The organism is Halotalea alkalilenta DSM 17697 (genome assembly GCF_000621205.1).
GTDB classification, from domain to species: domain Bacteria; phylum Pseudomonadota; class Gammaproteobacteria; order Pseudomonadales; family Halomonadaceae; genus Halotalea; species Halotalea alkalilenta.
On the sequence record NZ_KK211229.1, the window covers coordinates 166,960 to 184,180 of the forward strand.

The 17,221-nt window shown below is 66.5% G+C and carries 18 protein-coding genes; 8 read left to right on the forward strand and 10 right to left on the reverse strand.

Annotation, left to right across the window (positions count from 1 at the left end; genetic code table 11):
• Positions 1-99: 99 nt before the first annotated feature.
• On the forward strand, positions 100-1,038 hold the full coding sequence (locus tag Q376_RS0115155) for a cyclase family protein (RefSeq protein WP_027351019.1): 939 nt from the start codon (positions 100-102) through the stop codon (positions 1,036-1,038).
• A gap of 16 nt (positions 1,039-1,054) precedes the next feature.
• On the opposite strand, the gene Q376_RS0115160 is transcribed toward Q376_RS0115155, so the two are convergent.
• On the reverse strand, positions 1,055-1,342 hold the full coding sequence (locus Q376_RS0115160) for a HigA family addiction module antitoxin (RefSeq protein WP_223302761.1): 288 nt from the start codon (positions 1,340-1,342) through the stop codon (positions 1,055-1,057).
• Positions 1,343-1,365: 23 nt separating this feature from the next.
• A complete protein-coding gene (locus Q376_RS0115165; protein ID WP_027351021.1) occupies positions 1,366-1,644 on the reverse strand; it encodes a type II toxin-antitoxin system RelE/ParE family toxin in 279 nt (92 codons plus the stop codon).
• A gap of 162 nt (positions 1,645-1,806) precedes the next feature.
• Here Q376_RS0115165 and def point away from each other — a divergent pair, with 162 nt between their 5' ends.
• The gene (def, locus tag Q376_RS0115170) at positions 1,807-2,346 is read left to right on the forward strand and encodes a peptide deformylase (RefSeq protein ID WP_027351022.1); all 540 of its coding nucleotides are present in this window, start codon (positions 1,807-1,809) and stop codon (positions 2,344-2,346) included.
• A 6-nt stretch (positions 2,347-2,352) separates the two neighbouring features.
• Here def and Q376_RS0115175 read toward each other — a convergent pair whose 3' ends face one another.
• Positions 2,353-3,909 (reverse strand): OpgD/OpgG family glucan biosynthesis protein, encoded by a 1,557-nt coding sequence (locus tag Q376_RS0115175; RefSeq protein WP_027351023.1) that lies wholly within the window; start codon positions 3,907-3,909, stop codon positions 2,353-2,355.
• Between the two features lie 151 nt (positions 3,910-4,060).
• Here Q376_RS0115175 and Q376_RS0115180 point away from each other — a divergent pair, with 151 nt between their 5' ends.
• Together Q376_RS0115180 and Q376_RS25550 are read left to right on the forward strand one after the other, a co-directional pair.
• Complete coding sequence (locus tag Q376_RS0115180; RefSeq protein WP_027351024.1) at positions 4,061-5,587, forward strand: AlkA N-terminal domain-containing protein; 1,527 nt, start codon at positions 4,061-4,063, stop codon at positions 5,585-5,587.
• 37 nt (positions 5,588-5,624) lie between these two features.
• A complete protein-coding gene (locus tag Q376_RS25550) occupies positions 5,625-6,134 on the forward strand; it encodes a methylated-DNA--[protein]-cysteine S-methyltransferase (RefSeq protein WP_027351025.1) in 510 nt (169 codons plus the stop codon).
• Positions 6,135-6,161: 27 nt separating this feature from the next.
• On the opposite strand, the gene Q376_RS0115190 is transcribed toward Q376_RS25550, so the two are convergent.
• Entirely contained in the window at positions 6,162-7,220 is a 1,059-nt protein-coding gene (locus Q376_RS0115190; protein WP_027351026.1) for an NAD(P)-dependent alcohol dehydrogenase, read from the reverse strand.
• A gap of 226 nt (positions 7,221-7,446) precedes the next feature.
• Here Q376_RS0115190 and Q376_RS0115195 point away from each other — a divergent pair, with 226 nt between their 5' ends.
• Positions 7,447-8,340 (forward strand): AraC family transcriptional regulator, encoded by an 894-nt coding sequence (locus tag Q376_RS0115195; protein ID WP_027351027.1) that lies wholly within the window; start codon positions 7,447-7,449, stop codon positions 8,338-8,340.
• Between the two features lie 23 nt (positions 8,341-8,363).
• Here the strand turns inward: Q376_RS0115195 and solA are convergent, their stop codons facing one another.
• The 6 genes from solA to Q376_RS0115225 are packed head-to-tail and all read right to left on the reverse strand — an operon-like array spanning position 8,364 to position 14,026.
• Complete coding sequence (gene solA, locus Q376_RS0115200; protein WP_027351028.1) at positions 8,364-9,539, reverse strand: N-methyl-L-tryptophan oxidase; 1,176 nt, start codon at positions 9,537-9,539, stop codon at positions 8,364-8,366.
• Positions 9,540-9,580: 41 nt separating this feature from the next.
• Positions 9,581-10,894, reverse strand: a complete 1,314-nt coding sequence (locus Q376_RS0115205; protein WP_027351029.1) for an NAD(P)/FAD-dependent oxidoreductase — start codon at positions 10,892-10,894, stop codon at positions 9,581-9,583.
• A 19-nt stretch (positions 10,895-10,913) separates the two neighbouring features.
• Entirely contained in the window at positions 10,914-11,663 is a 750-nt protein-coding gene (locus tag Q376_RS0115210) for an amino acid ABC transporter ATP-binding protein (protein WP_027351030.1), read from the reverse strand.
• Positions 11,660-12,472, reverse strand: coding sequence for an amino acid ABC transporter permease (locus Q376_RS0115215; RefSeq protein ID WP_027351031.1), 813 nt, complete (start codon positions 12,470-12,472; stop codon positions 11,660-11,662). The genes Q376_RS0115210 and Q376_RS0115215 overlap by 4 nt, the downstream gene beginning before the upstream one ends.
• 1 nt (position 12,473) lies before the next feature.
• The gene (locus Q376_RS0115220) at positions 12,474-13,190 is read right to left on the reverse strand and encodes an amino acid ABC transporter permease (protein ID WP_027351032.1); all 717 of its coding nucleotides are present in this window, start codon (positions 13,188-13,190) and stop codon (positions 12,474-12,476) included.
• An 11-nt stretch (positions 13,191-13,201) separates the two neighbouring features.
• Positions 13,202-14,026 carry a transporter substrate-binding domain-containing protein gene (locus Q376_RS0115225; protein WP_027351033.1) on the reverse strand — a complete coding sequence of 275 codons (825 nt, stop codon included), beginning with the start codon at positions 14,024-14,026 and terminating at the stop codon, positions 13,202-13,204.
• Positions 14,027-14,250: 224 nt separating this feature from the next.
• Here Q376_RS0115225 and Q376_RS0115230 point away from each other — a divergent pair, with 224 nt between their 5' ends.
• The 3 genes from Q376_RS0115230 to Q376_RS0115240 are packed head-to-tail and all read left to right on the forward strand — an operon-like array spanning position 14,251 to position 17,201.
• Complete coding sequence (locus tag Q376_RS0115230; protein WP_027351034.1) at positions 14,251-15,069, forward strand: IclR family transcriptional regulator; 819 nt, start codon at positions 14,251-14,253, stop codon at positions 15,067-15,069.
• Positions 15,070-15,099: 30 nt separating this feature from the next.
• A complete protein-coding gene (locus tag Q376_RS0115235) occupies positions 15,100-15,825 on the forward strand; it encodes an SDR family NAD(P)-dependent oxidoreductase (protein ID WP_245598971.1) in 726 nt (241 codons plus the stop codon).
• 47 nt (positions 15,826-15,872) lie between these two features.
• Positions 15,873-17,201 carry an NAD(P)/FAD-dependent oxidoreductase gene (locus tag Q376_RS0115240; protein ID WP_027351036.1) on the forward strand — a complete coding sequence of 443 codons (1,329 nt, stop codon included), beginning with the start codon at positions 15,873-15,875 and terminating at the stop codon, positions 17,199-17,201.
• The last annotated feature ends 20 nt before the right edge of the window (positions 17,202-17,221 follow it).

Below are 17,221 nucleotides of genomic sequence, written 5' to 3' on the forward strand. Positions count from 1 at the left end.
GTAGCACTCGTCGTGGCAAATCGGCTTATGATCCGCTTGTGCCGGGGCTCGTACTGCCGTGTGAGCTCGACGGTATGCTTGCCGACAAGGAGAACAACGATGCGCAATGCATGCTCTACGCCAGGCTGGGCGCTGGCGCTGTTGGTGTTGTCGAGCGCCCCGAGCTGGGCCGACGACGATACTTCGCTGTGGACGCTCTATGAACGTTCGCTGAAGAGTGCCAAGTACATCGACCTGACCCACGCCTTCGAGCCCGAGCAGCCGGTCTGGCCCGGCTTCGACAACGCGGTGTTCGAGCCCGCAGTGGCCGGCTCGGATATTCCGGGCTACGTCGCCGAGGGCGAGGAGTACAGCTACGAGAAGCATGGCTTCGTCGCCACCGCTTACCAACTGCCGACCGACCAGTACGGCACCCAGCTCGATCCGCCCGCGCACTGGAACCCGCTCGGTGCGACGATCAGCGACCTGCCGGCGACCTATACCTTGCGACCGCTGGTCGTGATCGACGTGAGCCAGAAGGTTGCCGCTGATCCCGGCTATCACCTCCAGGTCAGCGACGTCGAGGCGTGGGAGTCGCGCCACGGGCGGATTCCCGAGGGCGCGGTGGTGATGGTGCGCTCCGACTGGTACAAGCGCTGGGACGAGCGCGAGCGCTTCAACCAGAAGCCCTTCCCCGGTGTCGGTCTCGAGGCATTGAAGTTCCTCCACCTCGAGCGCGGCATCCTGTTCCACGGCCATGAGCCGCTGGATACCGACACGACGCCGACGCTCGAGGGCGAGGAGTGGCTGATGCACAACAATTTCGCCCAGGCCGAGGGGGTCGCCAACCTCGACAAGGTGCCCGAGGCCGGCGCGCTGATCTCGATCGGCTTCGCCAAGCCGCTCGGCGGCACCGGCGGTTTCGCGCGCTACGTCGCCATCGCACCGCCCGACTGGCCCGAAGGCGAAAGCGTCGAGCAGGTGCCCGGCGCACCGCTGCCGGTCCAGCCCGCGCCGCTCAAACGCGACGCCCAGGGAGTGATGCGCCCGACGCCGTGATCGTGCTCCTCCCGCCTCAGCCGAGGCTGAGGCGGGCGAAGGGCTCGATTGGTGGCTGGGGACGGCGCTCGGCCTGACGGAGGTCGTAGTCGATCTGCACCCCGAGCCAGGTGCGGGCGCGGCCGATCCCCGCGCGCTCGAGCCGCACCGCGAGATCGGGGCTGATCGGCGCCCGGCCATGGATGATCCGTGACAGGGTCTCGCGGGCGAAGCCGAGCCGGCGCGCGAGTTCGGCGATGCTGATGCCGAGTGCCGGCAGCACGTCCTCGCGCAGGGTTTCACCGGGGTGGGGAGGATCGAACATGACCATCTTTTTATCCGCCTGTATCAGTGGTAATCGAGTAGATCGACCAGCTCCACGTCATTGTCGACGAAGCGAAAGATCACCCGCCATTGGCCATTCACCGAGATCGACCAGTAGTCTTGCAGCTCGCCCTTGAGCGGATGCAATCGCCAGCCGGGCAGGTCCAGGTCGCTCGGTGTGGCGGCGCGGTCGAGAAACGCCAGTATGCGCGCCAGGCGCCGTGCCTGGTCCGCCCGGATACCGCGGGTCGAGCCGGTGGCGTAGAACTGGGCCATCCCCTTGTGGCGAAAGCTGACGATCATATGAGTGTGATGTGTTGTGTCACGGTTTGCAATCCTATTTCGTCCCTGTGTGGGCATAGGAGAGCTTTCGGCGGCTGGCTGCGCGGATTGAGCCTGGCCGGCGGGTCGACGACACTGCGATGAACCGCGGCGAGCAGTGACACCGAAACAGGAGTGAAGAGGATGATTCGCGAGATTCTCAGGATGGGAGACGAGCGGCTGCTGCGCGTGGCGCCGCCGGTACCGGTCGAGATGTTGGCAAGCGATGAACTGCGCGAGCTGGTCGCCGACATGTTCGAAACCATGCAGGCGGCGGGGGGAGTGGGGCTGGCTGCGCCGCAGATCGGCGTCGACCTGCAGCTGATGGTGTTCGGCTTCGATTCGAGCGAGCGCTATCCCGAGGCCGAGGCGGTAGCGCCGACGGCGCTGCTCAATCCGATGATCACCCCGCAGGATGGGGTGCTCGAGGCGGGCTGGGAGGGCTGCCTGTCGATCCCCGGGATGCGCGGGCTGGTCGAGCGCCACGCGCGGATTCGCTACCAGGGCGTCGACCCGGAGGGTGCGCCGATCGACCGGATCGCCGAGGGCTTCCATGCCAGGGTGGTCCAGCACGAGCACGACCACCTGCTTGGCCGGCTGTACCCCTCGAGGATCACGGATTTTCGCTACTTCGGCTTCACCGACGTGATGTTTCCCGAGCTCGCCGCCAAGACCAACGATTGAGCGCCGTCAGGCCATCTCGAAGCGATAGCACCAGGTTTCGCTCGCCGCTCTGTCGCCGGCGCGCAGGCTCAGCCACAGGGTCACTGGGTCGGGGTCGTCGTCGGCGCGCCAGTCGAACTGCACCCGGCAGGCGTCGCGCGACGGCGACTCGATCAATCGGATACTCTCGAGGTGGCCATGGGAGGCCTCGAGCCGGGGGGTGATCCGTTCGCCTCGGCCGAGCTCGTCGAGCGCGCCGCTGAAATCGACCGCGAAGCGGCGTACCTCGGAGGCCTGGGCCGCGCCGGCGAACGAAGCATGGACCTGGGCGAGCTCGGTCTTCACCGGCGGCAGGGCGCTCCAGTGCAGGCGGTAGGGCAGCCGCAGCCGGTCGCCGGCGCGGGCCGGTGCGGCGGGTATCCAATAGGCGCCGATGTTGTCGGAGGTCTCGCCCCGGGTCGGCAGCTCGAGCAGCTCGATGGCGCCCTTGCCCCAATCGCCGAGCGGTTCGACCCAGAGGCTCGGACGTAGATCGTAGCGATCCTCGGTGTCCTGGTAGTTGGCGAAATCGTGGTCGGCCTGGATCAGGCCGAACCCGCGCGGCGTCTCGTCGTCCTCGAAGCGCTGGCGGGCGAGGCGACGAGGGTTGCGCAGCGGCCGGCAGATCCACTCGCCGTCGCTGCGCTGGATCGACAGCCGGTCCGAGTCGTGCAGCTGGGCGTGGAAGGTGTCGACCGCCATCGGCTGGGTCTTGCCGACGGCGAACATGCTAGTCATCGGCGCGACGCCAAGGCGGTCGATGTCATGGCGCAGGTAGAGCTCCGGGGTGATGTCCATCTTCACGCCCTCGGCCCGGCAATCGATCACGAAACGATAGGCGCCGGTCAGGCTTGTCGATTCGAGCAGCGCATAGAGGGTCAGCCGGGTCGAGTCGGGCGGTGGGGTCTCGAGCCAGAAGCGGGTGAAGTTGGGAAACTCCTCGCCGTAGCCGTCACCCGCGTCGATCGCAAGGCCACGCGCGGAGAGGCCGAACTGCAGGTTGTCGTCGATCGCACGGAAGTAGCTGGCGCCGAGGAAGGAGACCTGGTCCTGGTAGTCGAGATGCGGTCGCCTTCGGATCCTGACCCCGGCGAAGCCGTAGTCGCCGGTCAGCGTCGAGGGGTCGAGCTCGGCGCCTGCGTAGTCGAACAGCCAAGGGTGAAAATGGATCTCGCGTGCCAGCCCGCTGGCCGGGTCCAGCTCGTGGACCCGTACCCGTTGCCTGAAGCCCATTCCCACATGGAAGAACTGCGCCTCCAGCTCACCATCGCGGCCGTACCACAGCGCTTGGTCGCGCCGGTACTCGATCCGCTGGTAGCGCTGTGGGGTCAGTTGGGTAAGCGCATCGGGCAGCGGCGGCTCGTCGGGTCGATAGGGAGATTCGGCGAGCTCGGCGGCCAGCGCTCTCAGTCGATCGAAATCGAACGGTTGCGCTTCTCCGTCGGCGGGACTGGCCTTAGCGTTCGCTGCTAGTAGCGCGCCGCTTGGAAGCCCACAGGCGGCGAACATCGACGCCGCGGTACGAATGAAGTCTCTGCGCTGCATGGGGCAAGTTCGCCTTGGCTGCATGGATGGGCGGTGTGGTGCCACTGGTGGGTGCGACACGGCGCGGCGGGGAAAGTTTCGCTTTCTCGGCAATGATGTCCGGATCCGGCTAGTTACCCCCTGGGGAGAGTGCTACCGTCGAGCGATGAACATGACCATCGACGACATGCTGCCGAGCTCGGAGGTTTGCGAGCGGGCGAGACTTAGCCGCGATCCGCGCTTCGACGGACGTTTCTTCACTGCCGTCGTCAGCACTGGGATCTACTGTCGGCCGATGTGTCCCGCCCCGGCGCCGAAGGCGGAGAATGTGAGCTACTACGCCAGCGCCGCGGCAGCCGAGGCGGCGGGATACCGCCCCTGCCTGCGCTGCCGGCCTGAGCTTGCACCGGGCAGCGGCGCCTGGCGGCGCGGTGACTCCCGCTTGGCGAGGGCGCTGAAACTGATCGATGAGGGGGTGCTTGCCGAACGACCGCTGGCGCACCTGGCCGAGCGGCTAAGCTTAAGCGAGCGGCAGCTGCGGCGGCTGTTCGTCGAGCGCCTCGGTGCCACACCGAGCCAGGTGCACGGCACGCGGCGGCTGCTGTTCGCCAAGCAGCTGCTGACCGAGACCCGGCTGCCGATCACCGAGATAGCGCTGGCGGCGGGGTTCGGCAGCCAGCGACGGTTCAACGCCGCCTTCCTCGATGCCTACCGTATCGCCCCACGCGAGCTGCGCGGCCGCTCGCGGGTGGCCGGCGGCGCTGGGACGACGCTGACCCTGCGGCTCGGCTACCGTCCCCCTTACGATTTCGAGGCGATGCTCGATTTCCTGCGCGGTCGCGCGCTGCCCGGTATCGAACGGGTCGATGCGTCGAGCTACGCCCGGGTGGTCGGTGACCTTCAGCAGCCTGGCTGGCTGCGGGTCAGTGCCTGGCCGGACGGCGCCCATGCGCTGCGCCTGGAACTGCACGGCGCGGCGACCACGAAGCTCTTGGAGATCGTCACCCGGCTGCGGCGGATGTTCGATCTCGATGCCGATCCCTATGCCATCGCCGAGGTGCTGTCACGGGACCCAAGACTTGCGCCGCTGGTCGAGCGCCGCCCTGGGCTGCGCCTGCCGAGCGGCTGGGACGGTTTCGAGATCGCGGTGCGCGCGGTGATCGGCCAGCGGATCAGCGTCAGCGCCGCGCGTACCTTGACCAGCCGGCTGGTGCAGCGCTTCGGTATCGCTCTGGCCGAGCCTTTCGCTCCAGGGCTCGAGCGCCTGTTTCCTACCCCCGAAGCGCTCGCCGAGGGCGATCTGGATGCGCTCGGACTGGCCCGCGCGCGCGCAGCGACGCTGCGCGCCATGGCGGTGGCGCTGCTCGAAGGACAGGTGGATTTTCGCGTCGAGCGGTCGCTGGAGGAGTTCGCCGCCCGCTGGGTCCGGCTGCCGGGAATCGGCCCGTGGACCGCCCACTACATCGCGCTACGCGGTCTCGGCCATCCCGATGCGCTACCCGCTGAAGACCTCGTCGTGCAGAGAAGCATCGCGGGCGCAGGCGATCGTTTGACCGCCAAGGCGCTGATCGCGCGCTTCGAAGCGATACGGCCGTGGCGCGGTTACGCGGTGATCCAGCTCTGGCGCGAGGCGCAGCTCCACGCTCCGAAGCCGGGCCGGCGAGCTCCCAAGCAGCGCCCATCGGCGGTCAGTGGCTGATCGTGCGGCGCGTCGCATTTCGCAAGGAGAAACCAGCATGACGTTCTATACGCATATCCGCAGTCCCGTCGGCAGGCTGCTGCTGGCCGCGGACGACGAGGGGCTCCGGCTGATCGAGTTCGAGCATCCCCGCCATCCTTATCGGCTGGGAGACGATTGGCGAGAGGGTGAGCATCCGCTGCTCGAGGAGGCGCGGACCCAGCTCGACGAATACTTCAACCAGGGACGCCGGCGCTTCGAGCTCAAGCTCGCGCCGCGGGGCACTGAGTTCCAGCGCCTGGTGTGGAGTGCGCTTGCAACGATAGGCTATGGCGAGACGCTCAGCTATGCCGGGCTCGCAGCGAGGATCGACGCCCCTCGCGCGGTGCGCGCGGTGGGTGCTGCGAACGGACGCAACCCGCTGCCGATCGTGCTGCCGTGCCACCGGGTGATCGGCACTAACGGCAGCCTCACCGGCTTCGGCGGTGGGCTGCCGGTCAAACGTTACCTGCTCGAACTCGAAGGCGTACCGCTCGAGCGTGATCTGTTCGGCACCGCGTCGCTATGACGCGATGCCGATTCACCCCGCCTGGGATCAGGCGGCGTTCTTCAACGACTGCATATCGATCACGAAGCGATACTTGACGTCGCCTTTCTGCATCCGCTCGAACGCTTCGTTGATGTTCTGAATGTCGATGACCTCGACGTCGCAGCCGATGCCATGCTCGGCGCAGAAGTCGAGCAGCTCCTGGGTCTCGGGGAGTCCGCCGATCAGCGAGCCCGCGACCACGCGACGCTTGAACACCAGTTCGAAGGCGTCGAGCGCCGGCTCGATCGGCTCGATCAGGCCGACCAGGATGTGAGTGCCATCGAACTTGAGCGCCTTGAGGTAGGGGTTCAAGTCGTGCTGCACCGGAATGGTATCGAGCATGAAGTCGAAGGTCCCAGCGACTGCTTCCATCTGCGCCGCATCGGTGGAGACCACCACATGGTCGGCGCCCTGGTGCTTGGCTTCCGCGACCTTCGACTCGGAGCGTGTGAACAGGGTCACCTCGGCGCCGAGCGCCTTGGCCAGCTTGACCCCCATGTGGCCGAGGCCGCCCATGCCGATCACGCCGATCTTGTGACCGGCCTTGACGCCATGGTGCTTGAGCGGTGAATAGGTGGTGATCCCGGCGCAGAGGATCGGCGCGGCGGATTTGAGATCGATCCCATCGGGCATATGAACGACGAAGCGCTCGCTGACCACGATCTTGTCCGAATAGCCGCCCTGGGTCGTGGTGCCATCGTGGCGATCGGGGCTGCCGTAGGTCATGGTGAAGCCTTCGAGGCAATACTGCTCGAGTCCTTTTTCGCAAGCCTCGCAGTGGCGGCAGGAGTCGACGATGCAGCCGACGCCGACGATCTCACCGACCTTGAAGCCTTCGACCTCGTCGCCCACCGCGGTGACCCGGCCGACGATCTCGTGGCCCGGCACCACCGGATAGGTGCTGAAGCCCCAGTCGTTGCGGGCGAAATGCAGATCGCTATGGCAGACCCCGCAGTAGAGGATCTCGATCGCCACGTCGTCGGGGCGCGGCGCACGGCGATCGAAGCTGAAAGGCTCGAGTGGCTTGGTGGCGGAAAGTGCAGCGTAGGATCGAGTATTGGACATGTTGGTTTCCTGGCAGAACAACGGGCAATCGGCCCGAAAGGTGAGGAGGCGGCAGGCCCAAGGGCCGCCACCCAGTGAGTACAAGTGTGGTTGCCAAGGGGCTTCAGTGCCATGCAGGATCCTGCGTTCTTTTTGCCTGATCCTATGGAATTCCCTCTTCAATAGAGGAGGGGACGGTGTTTTTCCTGCATGATGTTACGGTGTAACGGAAACGGAGGCTGATGCAATGACCATCCTGGAGCATTCCGCACCGCCCTCGGTCGCGGCCGACTACGCTGGTCGCCTGGCCCCTCGCCTCGCTTCGCTGGCCGATAGCGGTGGTTTCAAGGCTTCCATGCTCGAAGATGTCGAGCTGCTGGTCAGCCGCTGCGCCCAGCGCCGCACGCCTTTGATCTACAACGCCGGACTGGTGGTGATCGTCCAGGGGGGCAAGATCGGCTTTCTCGGTGACCGGGTGATTCACTACGGTGCCGGACATTATCTGGTCCAGGCGATGCCGTTGCCGTTCGAGTGCGAGACCCATGCCAGTGCGCAGGCGCCGCTGCTCGGGCTCGCGATTCGCCTCGATAGGGCATCGCTCGTCGAGCTCGCCGCCCAGCTGCCGGGGCGCAGGGATGACCCGGCGCCCGAACCGATGGCCGCGGTGGAGATCGATGCCGAGTTCGGTGAGGCTCTGTCGCGGCTGGTCGACTGCCTGTTCGATCCGGTGCTGTGCCGCGCGCTCGGCGCAGCAAGGTTGAGAGAGGTGATCTTCGCCGCCCTGCGTGGTGCCCAAGGCGAGGCGCTGCGTCGCCTGGTGCTCGACGGCGGCCACTATCCACGGATTGCCGAGGCCCTGCGCTTTCTTCACGAACACTACGCCGAGTCACTCAACGTCGACAGGCTGGCCCGCGCCGCGAACATGAGCGCATCCCACTTCCATCACCACTTCAAGGCGACCACCCAGCTCGCGCCGCTCCAGTACCTCAAGCGGCTGCGGCTGCTCAAGGCGCGCGCGCTGCTGGCCGAGCACGCCTGCCAGGTCGCCCAGGCGGCGAGCGCCGTGGGCTATCGCAGCAGCTCGCAGTTTTCCCGCGAGTACAAGCAGTACTTTGGGGTCAGTCCGACCAAGGGGCGGTGATCACCGCCCCGCTTCGGTACTGCTCAGCTGTCGAAGCGCTCCAGCGCGAAGGGGGCGAGGTCGAATTCGCTCTCAGCACCGCAGAGCCGCTGTGCGACCGCTTGACCGATACCCGCCGAATGCTTGAACCCGTGCCCCGAGCAGGCCGAGACGACGAAAACGCCGGGCATGGTGGGATGGTCATCGAGGATGAAGCCTTGGTCCGGGGTGACGGTATAGAGGCAGGCGGCGGCGTCGACCACGCGGGAGGAGACCCCGGCGAGGCGTCCGCGCAGGTGGGCCTCGAACAGCGCCTGCGACTCCTTCGCCGCAACCTGGCGATCCAGCTGGTCGGCATGGGTGGCGACCTGGTCCTGTTCGGTGGCTACCTTGACGCTTCGCTCTCCCAGTAGCGGCGGGAAGCCATAGAAGTAGTCCGCGTCTCCCGCGCCATGCATCCAGATGTGGACCGGCGAATCGGCAGGAAAGCGTGCGTCAGCCCCCAGGCCGAACCAGTGCAGGGTCTGGCGGCGTACCGTCAGCAGGCGCTCGAACGGCGCGCCGAGCAGGTCGGTCGCCCAGGCGCCGGCGGCGACCACCGCCCGATCGGCTTCGATGACCGCCTTGTCGGTGATCACCCGGACGCCACCGGGGCGGCTGTCGATCCGTTCCACCTTGGTATCCACCAAAAGCGTCGCGCTGGCGCGCTCGGCCCGCGCCAGCTGCGCGGCGATGCAGCGCTCTGGGCGCAGATAGCCGCCACCGGGCTCGAAGTAGGCATGCTGGTCGCGATGCATCCCGGCGAACTGGGGGAAGCGGGCGACCAGCTCATCACGGTCGAGGCAGCGGTGTTCGATGGCGAAGCGCTCGGCGGTCGCGATCGTGGTGGCGAAAAAGTCCTGCTTGCCGTGATGCGAGCCGCGACCGGCCGCACCGGCGATCACCACCGCGCCGCAGGCTTCGAACAGCGACTCGCCGCATGCGCTCTCGAGCTCGCGCCAATGACGATGCGATGCGAGTACGAACGGGACGTAGGCGGCGCCTTCGCCGACGGCCTGGCGCGTGATCCTGGTCTCGCCGTGGCTGGAGCCGCGATCATGCGGGGGGGCGAAGCGGTCCACCCCGACCACTGCGACTCCACGGCAGGCGAGCTGGTCGGTGACGGCAGCTCCCATGGCACCGAGTCCTACCACCACTACGTCCGTGCGTATCGTCTGCATCGCTTGGTTGCTCCCTGTGCTCATGGCCGCGGCGCTTCGGCTCACCGCCAGCGCCGTTCGATCCCATCGCGTAGCCGGAACCAACCGCTCGCCAGTGGCAGGAACCAGGGCCGCCCGTCGTAGAACGGCAGCCGCTGGAACTTCTCGCGGTCGAACGAGAGCGGTCGTGGCGCGCTTTCGAGCAGTTTCTGCGCCAGCCGGTAGCCGAGCCAGCTCATCAGCGCCACGCCGTTGCCGTTGCAGCCCAGCGCATAGTGCGCCTCATCCATCGTGCCGACGTGGGCGGTCTTGTCGACCGTCATCGCTACCTTGCCGCTCCAGGCATGGCTGAGCCGGTAGTCGGCGAGCTCCGGCCAGACTTCGAGCATGCGTGCGCGAAGCTTGAGCGCGGCCTGGCGTTCGTCGATCTCGTAGAGACCGGGGCGCGAGCCGAACAGCAGCCGGCTGCCGTCTGGAGAGGGGCGGCTGTAGATCAGGTCGCGACGGCTGTCGGTGATCATCCGCCCGCCCGGTACCAGCCGCTCGATCAGCTCCGGCGGCAGCGGCTCGGTGGCGATCTGGTAGCTGCGCACCGGCACTACCCGGCGCGCCAGCGACGGCGTTGGCGTGGCATCGGTGTAGCCGTTGGTGCAGACCAGCACTTCGCGGGCCTCGATCGCACCGCGCTGGGTGAGGACCACCTTGCCGCGGCTCGCCGGCTTGATCTCCAGCACCCGGGCGTGGGAGCGCAGCTCGGCGCCGTGGCGCCGGGCCAGCTCGCGCAGCGCGCGATGGTACTTGGCCGGGTGAAGGCCGCCGTAGTCGTCGACCAGGATACCGCCGTGGTAGTAGTCCGAGCCGATCACCTGGTGCTGGTCGTCGCGATTGAAGCGATGCACCTTGACCCCGGTGACCCGGGCGAGGATATCGCCCATTTGATAAAGCCTCGGCAGATGGCTCGCCGCGTGGGCGCCGAAGTAGCGGCCCTTGATCTCGAGATCGGCGTCGAGCTCTTGCTCCTCGACCAACTGCTGGATGAAGGCGAACGAGGCGATCGAGTCCTCGATCATGCGCTGGAACAGCTCGGGAGCGATGCCTTTGATCGCGCCGCCGACCACCAGCTTCTGGCCGCTGCTGACCATTCCGCCGGTCCGGGTGCTGGCGCCGCTGCCGAGCTCGTCGGCGTCGAGCACCACTACGCGGCGCCCGTGCCGGGCGAGCTCGATCGCCGCGTTCAGGCCGGCATAGCCGGAGCCGACGATGGCGACGTCGACCTCGGTGGGCAGCGCCTCGAGACAGGTTTCCGGCGGGGCGGCGTCCCACCAATAGGGGCGCTTAACGAAATCATCGCTGAATACTGCGTCATCTCTGGCCATCTGGATTCTCTTCGGCAAGTCACAGCACCTGGGCGAGAAATTCGCGGGTGCGTGGATCCTGCGGGGCGTCGAACAGCTCGGCGGGCGGCGCGGACTCGACGATCCGGCCATGGTCGGTGAAGCAGACCCGGTGGGAGACTTCGCGAGCGAAGCGCATCTCGTGCGTCACCAGTACGCAGGTCATGCCCTCCACGACGAGTTCGCGAATGGTCTCCAGCACGCCCTTCACCGTCTCCGGATCGAGCGCCGCGGTGACCTCATCGAACAAGATGACCTCAGGCTGCATCGCCAGGGCCCGGGCGATCGCCACGCGCTGCTGCTGGCCGCCGGAGAGTTCGCCGGGATAGCGCGACTCCTTGCCATCCAGGTGCACCTTGGCGAGCAGCCGGACCGCACGCTCGCGTACCTCCTCGGGGTCGTGGCCAAGCACTTGGACCGGTGCCATGGCGACGTTCTCGAGCACGGTGCGATGGGGGAACAGGTTGTACTGTTGGAACACCATCGCCACTTGGCGGCGCAGCGGGCGCATCTCCCGGTCGCTGCGCAGCTCATGGACACGATGCTCGCCGACCCGGATGAAGCCCTCGTCGACGGGCAGCAGGCCGTTGATGGTGCGCAGGATCGTCGACTTGCCGGAGCCGGACGGACCGATCACGCAGACCGCCTCGCCCTTGCCGACGTTGAGCGAGATGCCCTTGAGCACTTCGGTATCGCCGAACGACTTGCGTACGCCGTCGAGCTCGATCAGCGCTTCGCTGCGTGAGGTCATAGCGAATCTCCCTTGGTCTTGTTCTCCAGTCGACGGGCGAGCAGAGCGATCGGGTAGCAGTACGCGAAGAACATCGCCAGCACCGCCAGGTAGAAGTAGACGAGCGTGGTTTCGCTCTCCATCGAAAGCGTGGTGCGCAGCAGGGTGACGACCTCCTGCACCCCGGTGACGGTGGCCAGCGAGGTCGCGATCATCAGCAGCGCATAGAGGTTCATCCAGCCTGGGATCATGCGGCGAAACGCCTGGGGCAGGATCACCCGGCGGTAGATCTGTGCGGTGCTGTAGCCGAGCGAGCGTGCCGATTCCCACTGGCCGGCGTGCACCGACTGCACCGCGCCGCGGATCACCTCGGCGAAGTTCGCAGCGGTAGGCAGGCTCAAGCCGATGATCGCTTTGGCCAGCGGCGAGAATTCGAACGTGACGCCGAGCAGGGTGAGCCGATAGGGCAGCAGGTAGAGCATCGCGAACAGCACCACCAGCCAGGGTGCGTTGCGCAGGAAGTTCATCACCACGAACGCGGGCTGGCGAACCAGCCTGCGCCGGGCCAGCAGCGATAGTCCCAGCAGCGTGCCGACCGCGGTGGCGATCGCCATCGACGCGATACCCATGACCACGTTGAGCAGGAAGCCACCGGTGATCGGCCAACCCTGGGCGCTTCCGGTCAACAGCAGCGGCAGGCGAGCGATCACCCGGCTCCACTCGGCCGAGCCGCCGCGGGCGGCGTCGACCAGTACCAGGGCGATCACCGTCAGTAGGATGCCGACCAGCAGCAGGCGTTTGCGCTGTTCGTAGCTTGGATTGATCACCATCTCACACCCCCTGTCCGTAGCCGGGATAAGCGAACAGCCGCTCGAGACGAAGCAGCGCCCAGCTCAGCAGGCTGACCAGGGCCACGTAGATCACCAGCACCAGCAGCATCGCCTCCAGGGTACGGAAGGTATCGTTGTAGACCTGGCCGGCGGCGTACATCAGCTCCGGCACGGTGATCACCGAGGCCTGGGAGGTGGTCTTGAACAGGTTGGTGAGCACGTTGGTCAGCCCCGGCAGGCAGATCCGTGTGGCGATCGGTGCCTGCACGCGACGAAACAGCGCCCAGCGACCGTAGCCGAGCGAGCGCGCAGCCTCCAGGGTCGCCTTCGGTACGGCGTCGAGCCCTGAGCGAAAGGCCTCGACGCAGAGCGCGCCACCGAACAGGCTGAGCGATACCGACGCCGAGAAGAAGGCGTTGAACAGCGGCTGTTGCAGCCCGGTGACTGGATCTTCGATGGTGAAGCCGAGCTGGGTCAGGGTGAAGTAGAAAAACAGCATCTGCAAAAGCGGCGGGGTGTTGCGGAACACCTCGACGAACAGCTCGATCAGCGCATCCAGCCACCAGAGCCGCAAAGTCAGCCCCAGCGCACCGAACAGGCCGATCACCAGCGCTGCCAGCGACGATACCGCCGCGAGTTGCAAGGTGATCCACACCCCTTCGACCAACCATCCCTGGTAGGTCGGATCGAGCAGCCAAGTGAAGTCTAATCCGAACATGTGCTACCCGATCATTCGCTGGCCGAGCGTGCGGCTTCAGCGCGCTGGGCGATGTATTCGGAGGCGGGCATGTCGTAGTCCCGTTCCCACTCGATCAGCTTGTTCTCGCCCTCGGCCTTGACGATCGCTGCGTTGACCGCCTCGAGGAAGGCTTCGTCACCCTTGCGCACGCCGCCGGCCATCGGCAGGTACTCGTAGGGCTCGACGGCGATTTTGTAGTCCTCCCAGCCCGGCTCCTCGAGCTTCTTGCGCAGGCTCATGTCATCGAACGCCATCGCTACGCAGCGATTGTCCTTGAGCCCCCGATAGGCTTCCGGCAGGGCGGTGAAGTTGACCAGCCGGATGCCGTACTGCTCGGTCACCGTCTTGTTGAAGAACGAGCCCTGGATACCGCAGACGTTCTGGCCGCGCAGCTGTTCCCACTGAGTGAACTTGGCCTCCTTGCGCGCCAGTATCGACGCGCCGGCGGCGGAGACGTACGGCACTGTGAAGTCGATCACTTTCTCGCGCTCAGGGGTGACACCGAGGGTAGCCATCACCAGGTCGATACGGCCGGTGTTGAGGAACTCGATACGGTTGGCCGCGACCACGGGCACCAGCTCGATCTTGTCCGGGGAGCCGAGCAGCTCGGCTGCGATGTAGCGGGCGAGCTCGATTTCGAAGCCGACGTTCTGGCCTTGGTCGTTGAGGTAGCCGTAGGGCTGGTAGTCGTTCTTGATCCCGACGGTGAGCACGCCACGTGCCTTGATGTCCTCGAGCGTATCGGCGTGGGCGCCGAGGGTGCCGAGCAGCAGGACACCGGAGAGGCTTGCGAGCAGTGCGTTACGCAATGACATGATGCTTGGATCCTTTTGTTGTTGCTATGAGGGTCGCCATGCATGGGGTGATCGAGTCACGAGCGTGATGATCCGGTGCCTCGACCAGGGTGGCGGACTGGGTGATCGATGGTTGTGATTGGCACTTTAGCCTCCGATATGCTAATTCTTGCGTCAAGAAAAATTCCACATCACGGCACATATCGATTTAATATTCCATATTATGGAATATCGAAGGGGCGAAAATGACGATACCTCGTGCCAAGAGCGGCGCCCAGCTGCTCGACCGTGCCGTTGCGCTGCTCGATCTGGTCGCCGATGGCAATAGCGAGGGCGAGACGCTGAAGTCGCTGTGTGAGCGCTCGAACCTCAACAAGCCGACCTGCCACCGGATTCTCAATGCCCTGGTCGAGCACGGTTTGCTCAATCGCGATCCGGAGGGCCGCCGCTACCGGCTCGGAACCAAACTGATGGTGTTCGGCGCCAAGGCCGCCAACGGCCCGGGGCTGCGCAGCCAGTGCCAGCCGGCGCTCGAACGGATGCGCCGCACGACGGGTGAGACCGCGATGCTGATGGCGCGCGATGGCGATGATTCGGTGTGCATCGATCGCTACGATGGCGACTGCCTGCTGCAGACCCTCACCGGGTCGATCGGTGGCTCGGTACCGCTCGGCGTCGGGCCCGGCAGCCTGGCGATGCTCGCTTTCCTGCCCGAGGAGCAGTGCGAGGAGATCGTCGCGCGCAACCGTCCGCGGATCGCTGCCTATCCGGCACTCAGCGACGAAAGGCTGTGGCAGTTGATCGAGCAGACGCGCGTACAGGGCTATGCGCTCGACAGCGGCGAACTGCTGCCCGGCGTCGCCGGCATCTCGATGCCGTTGCACGTGGTCGAGACCGGGCCGATCGCCTCGCTCAGCTTGACCTTCCTTTCCGCACGGCTGACGCCAGAACTGATAGAGCGCTACGTCGCGCTGCTGCGCGAGGAGATCGCGCTCATCGAGCCGTATCTCAACCCGCTGGATCGCAGGCTCACTTCCCCAGAGCGCGTACTCGGCCAGCACTGAGGCGTGTTCGACCCGATCAGGAGTGCCGATATGACCATGACGACCATCGATACCGCCGCCGGAGCGCCCCGCGTGGCGATGATCAGCGGCGCCAGCCGCGGCATTGGCGCGGCGATCGCGCAGGAGCTGCTCAGCCACGGCTGGGCGGTGAGTCTCGGCTGCCGCCGCTCCGAGGAGGTCGTGCTCGATGCTTCGCTGCCGGTGATCGCCTGTCGCTACGATGCGCTCGACCCCAGCACCGATGAGACCTGGATCGATCAGACCCTGGCGCGCTTCGCACGGCTGGACGCGGTGGTCCATAACGCCGGGGTGATGAACCCGCTCTCGGTGCTCGAAGCCAGTGATGAGGATTTCGACGCCACCTTCGACGTCAACGTCAAAGCGCCGATGCGGCTGACCCGCAAGCTCTGGCCCCACCTGGTAGCGAGCGGCGAGGGGCGGATAGTCACCCTGGCCTCGCTCTCCGCCAAGCGGGTCAAGGCGGAGCGCTCGAGTCTTTACTCGATGAGCAAGTTCGCCGTGCTGGCGCTCGCCCATGGACTGCGCAAGTGCGGCGAACCCCACGGGATTCGCTCGACCGCGATCTGTCCCGGCTTCGTCGCCACCGACATGGGCACTGCGCTGACCCAGCTCGCGCCCGAGCGAATGACCCAGCCCGAAGACCTGGCACGGATCGTACGCACCGTGCTTGAACTGCCGAGCAGCGCCAGCATCAGCGAGATTCCGGTCAACTGGACGGTCGAAGACGCCTACTGAGGCTTCGGGTGCCGTCAATTCGTCAACGACAATAACGAGGATGTCCGATGGGGCCGCTCGTCGATGTAGTGCCCTCTTCCGATCGCTTTCCGCGTCGCGCAGAGGTGGTAGTGATCGGAGGAGGCATCGTGGGGGTCGCAACCGCCCTTGCGCTGGTGGAGAAAGGGATCGAAACCGTGTTGCTCGAGAAAGGCACCATCGCCGCCGAGCAGTCGAGCCGCAACTGGGGCTGGTGCCGGCGTACCGGCCGTGATCTTCGCGAGCTGGCGTTGATCGAGGCGAGCATGCGGATGTGGGAGGGCATGAATGCGCGGCTCGGCCGGGAGACCGGCTTTCGTCGCCACGGCATCCTCTACGCCTCGCGCGACGAGCAGCAGCGCGACCGCCATCTGCGCTGGATCGAACATGCGCGCGAGCATGGCTTCGACAGCCGGATGCTGTCGCCTGCAGAGGTGGCCGAGCGCGTGCCGGGGCTCGCCGAACCCTTGGCCGGCGCGCTGGAGACGCCCGCCGATGGCCGCGCAGAACCGCAGAAGGCGGCGCCGGCAATGGCGATGGCGGCGATCGAGCGAGGGCTCAACCTGCAGCAGCACTGCGCGGTGCGTACCATCGAGCGCCAGGCGGGTCGGGTCGGCCAAGTGGTCACCGAGCATGGCGTGATCGACTGCCAGGCGGTAGTGGTCGCCGGTGGCGCCTGGTCGCGGCTGCTGCTCCAGGGCGTCGGCGAACGGCTGCCGCAGCTCAAGGTACTGTCCTCGGTGCTTCGCACCCGGCCGCTCGAACTGCCGATCGAACCCTGTGTCAGCCTCGGCGGTGTCGCGTTCCGCAAGCGCCTGGACGGCGGCTGGACGATCGCCAGCTCGGCGACCAATCTGGTCGAGCTGACCCCGGACAACCTGCGTTTCGCCCGCCTGTTCCTGCCCGCCTATCGGGTCGAGCACCGTAGCCTCAGTCTCAGGGTCGGCGCGCGCAGCTTCGACGAGGCCTTTCACTGGCGCCCCGGTCGCGCGGATGCGGTATCGATCTATGAACGCCATCGGGTACTCGACCCCGCCCCGCACGCACCGGCGCTGGCCACGATGATCGACCGGCTCCGTCGCGCGGTGCCCGGCTTCGCCGGTCTCGAAGTGGCGCAGAGCTGGGGAGGGCTGATCGATACCATGCCGGATGCGATTCCGGTGATCTCGCCGGTCGAGCGGCTGCCGGGCGCCTTCGTCGCCACCGGCTTCTCCGGCCACGGCTTCGGCATCGCCCCTGCCGCAGGCCGGCTGGTCGCCGACCTGGTGACCCAGGACGAGCCGATCGTCGACCCTCGGCCGTTTCGGGCGTCGCGCTTCGAGGATGGTGAGCGGATACGCGCCCAGCACTGGCTCTAGTCGCCGCGGTGGTTTCGTCG